This window comes from Arthrobacter sp. CAL618 (genome assembly GCF_000468215.1).
In the GTDB taxonomy this organism is placed as follows: Bacteria; Actinomycetota; Actinomycetes; order Actinomycetales; family Micrococcaceae; genus Arthrobacter_D.
In genome coordinates this window covers 4,197-6,549 of record NZ_ASZW01000122.1, presented here as the reverse complement: position 1 = coordinate 6,549, position 2,353 = coordinate 4,197, and the positions used below count along the sequence as shown (strand labels likewise).

At 64.0% G+C, this 2,353-nt stretch carries 3 protein-coding genes; 2 read left to right on the top strand and 1 reads right to left on the bottom strand.

Annotated elements, in window-relative coordinates; genetic code table 11:
- Positions 1-466: hypothetical protein (locus tag K728_RS20120; protein WP_193353925.1), on the top strand; the 466-nt coding region annotated here is incomplete at its 5' end.
- A gap of 17 nt (positions 467-483) precedes the next feature.
- On the opposite strand, the gene K728_RS0107645 is transcribed toward K728_RS20120, so the two are convergent.
- On the bottom strand, positions 484-978 hold the full coding sequence (locus K728_RS0107645) for an ArsR/SmtB family transcription factor (protein WP_019481627.1): 495 nt from the start codon (positions 976-978) through the stop codon (positions 484-486).
- A 67-nt stretch (positions 979-1,045) separates the two neighbouring features.
- Here K728_RS0107645 and K728_RS0107640 point away from each other — a divergent pair, with 67 nt between their 5' ends.
- The gene (locus K728_RS0107640; RefSeq protein ID WP_035747539.1) at positions 1,046-2,314 is read left to right on the top strand and encodes an MFS transporter; all 1,269 of its coding nucleotides are present in this window, start codon (positions 1,046-1,048) and stop codon (positions 2,312-2,314) included.
- Positions 2,315-2,353: the final 39 nt, after the last annotated feature.

Below are 2,353 nucleotides of genomic sequence, written 5' to 3'. Positions count from 1 at the left end.
CCAGCCGATCGGCACCGCGGTGGGGGATCGCCCTGCCCGAGAAAACGCCCACCGCCAGGGAAGTCCCCGGTGGTGGGCGTTTCTCGTTTCGGCCGTTCTGGGGCCCGTGGTGGCCGTCCTGGGAACCGCCCTCCATAGCCAGCAGTGGGATGTTGGAGGCCTGACCCTTCCGGTGGGAGCGGCCGCGGCAGTGCTGCTGGCAGGGAGCGTCGCAGTTTTCGTGGCACTGTGGGCTCGCAACGTATATGTCGCCCCGGTGGTGGGTGGAGTCGCTTATCTTTTGGTGGGATTGTTTGCCGCCAGCGAGAATCAGCCGTTGGTCCTGACCGACTTGGGAATGGACCCACTCCTGCCGTCTGCGGTTGCGGGAAGCATTTGGGTATTTGGCCTGGCGGTCGTCACGGTCGTCGCGTCGATGGTGTCCTGGTGGGTGCTGCGACCCCGGCGGGCTCACCGTCCGGCCTAGACCAGAGACCGTGCCGGTTAGTCGGCGCTGCGGTCCAGATGGTGGGCCAACATGATGGACGTGGCGGTACCGTCGGTGTCTGAATCGCGGATCGCGTATTCCTCAAGAATTTCGCGGATCCGGCGCATCATCTCGGAGCGGTTCGTTTCGTTCAGGCGAACACCGAGCCGCCAGACATCAATTTCCGACGGATTCAGCCCGTCAATCTCCTGCAGGAAAGTTTCCACCAGCACTGGCGCAGCATTTGGAATCCTGCTGCGCCATGACAGTCCGGTCGCCCGGTAGGGAATCTCCTTGGCCCCACGGTTGCCGGTGCGGGTTTCTTCGGCCACCAAAAACCCGGTGGACAGCAGGGTCCGCACGTGGTGCAGCGCGGTCGCCGGGTTGAGGTCAAGGAGCTCAGCTATTTCCTTGTTGGTTCTGCCCTTATGCAGGCAAAGCCGGAGGATTCTGAGCCGAACGGGGGAGCTGAGTGCTCGGCCGCGTGCCTGCACATCCTCATCAGTATCCATCCCTAAATGATACGTCAGACCGACCCAGTGATTGACAGTAATCAATCACTACACGCAGACTGTGACGGTGACCACCCAGACCGGATCCCCGCCGCCGTCCCTGCTTCGCGATCGAAACTTTCTCAATTTTTGGGCCGGACAAGCCATCAGCCAGCTGGGCACCCAACTCGGACATCTTGCCCTCCCCGTCATCGCCGTTTTGCTTTTGGGTGCCTCCGAGCTTGAAGTCGGTGTGCTCAACGCCAGCGGCACGGCAGCGTTCCTGCTCGTCGGGCTACCCGCAGGAGCATGGGTGGACCGCTGGCTCAAACGGCGGGTAATGATCGGGGCGGATCTGGTGCGGATGGTCGCGATGCTCGCCATCCCCCTGCTCTGGTGGATGGATACCCTGACCATCTGGCACCTCTGCCTCGTGGCTGGCGTCGTTGGCATTGCAACAGTGTTCTTTGATGTTGCCTACCAAAGCTACGTTCCCGTGCTGGTGACGGGGGACCAGGTGCCCAGCGCCAACTCGAAGCTTGAGTCGACCGCCCAGATCTCCCGACTGGGTGGGCCCGCGTTGGGCGGTGGCCTGTTGCAGCTCCTCAGTGCGCCCCTGCTGGTTCTCGGGCAGTCAGCGGGCTATCTGCTGTCGGCCGTGTTCTTGGTGCGGACCCGGGATGAGGAGCAGCGTTCGCCGGTTGCGGACCGGCGCCCGCTCACCGTCGAAATCAGGGAGGGTCTGTCTTTCGTATGGCGGCATCCGCTGATCCGGCGCGTCGCGGCCTGTACTGCCGGCGTCAATTTCTTCGCTTCCTTGCTCTTCACCCTGTTGCCACTGCTGATTCTGCGGGACCTCGAGCTGGGGGCGGCAGCACTTGGCCTGATCCTCTCGGTCGCCGCGGTGGGAGGCTTGGCGGGCGCGCTCGCAACCCCGTGGATTGCCGCACGGATTGGTGAGGGGACTGTGATCCCGCTCGCGTCTCTGGCCAGCGGCGCGTTCCTGATGCTGGTGCCGCTGGCCGCGCTTGCGCCGTCGAAGCCTGCCGCGTTGGCTCTGCTCATCGTGGGGGAGGCGGGGATGACCTTTTGCGTCCTGGCCTACAACATAATGCAGGTCAGCATGCGCCAGCGGGTCTGTCCCCCAAGGCTGCTTGGCAGGATGAACGCGTCCATCAGGTTTGTGGTGTGGGGGGTCATGCCGATCGCTGGTCTGCTTGCGGGGGTACTGGGCGAACAGCTCGGGATCCTCCCGACAATGTGGATTGGGGTGGCGGGAACCTTCCTGGCGGCCATTCCCGTGCTGGGCGGGGGCTTCTGGGGTATGAAGAAGCTCCCCGACACGGTTGCTCAGTAGCCGGTTCGCTTCCGCGGGCCCCTGGTCCCACCGATCGGG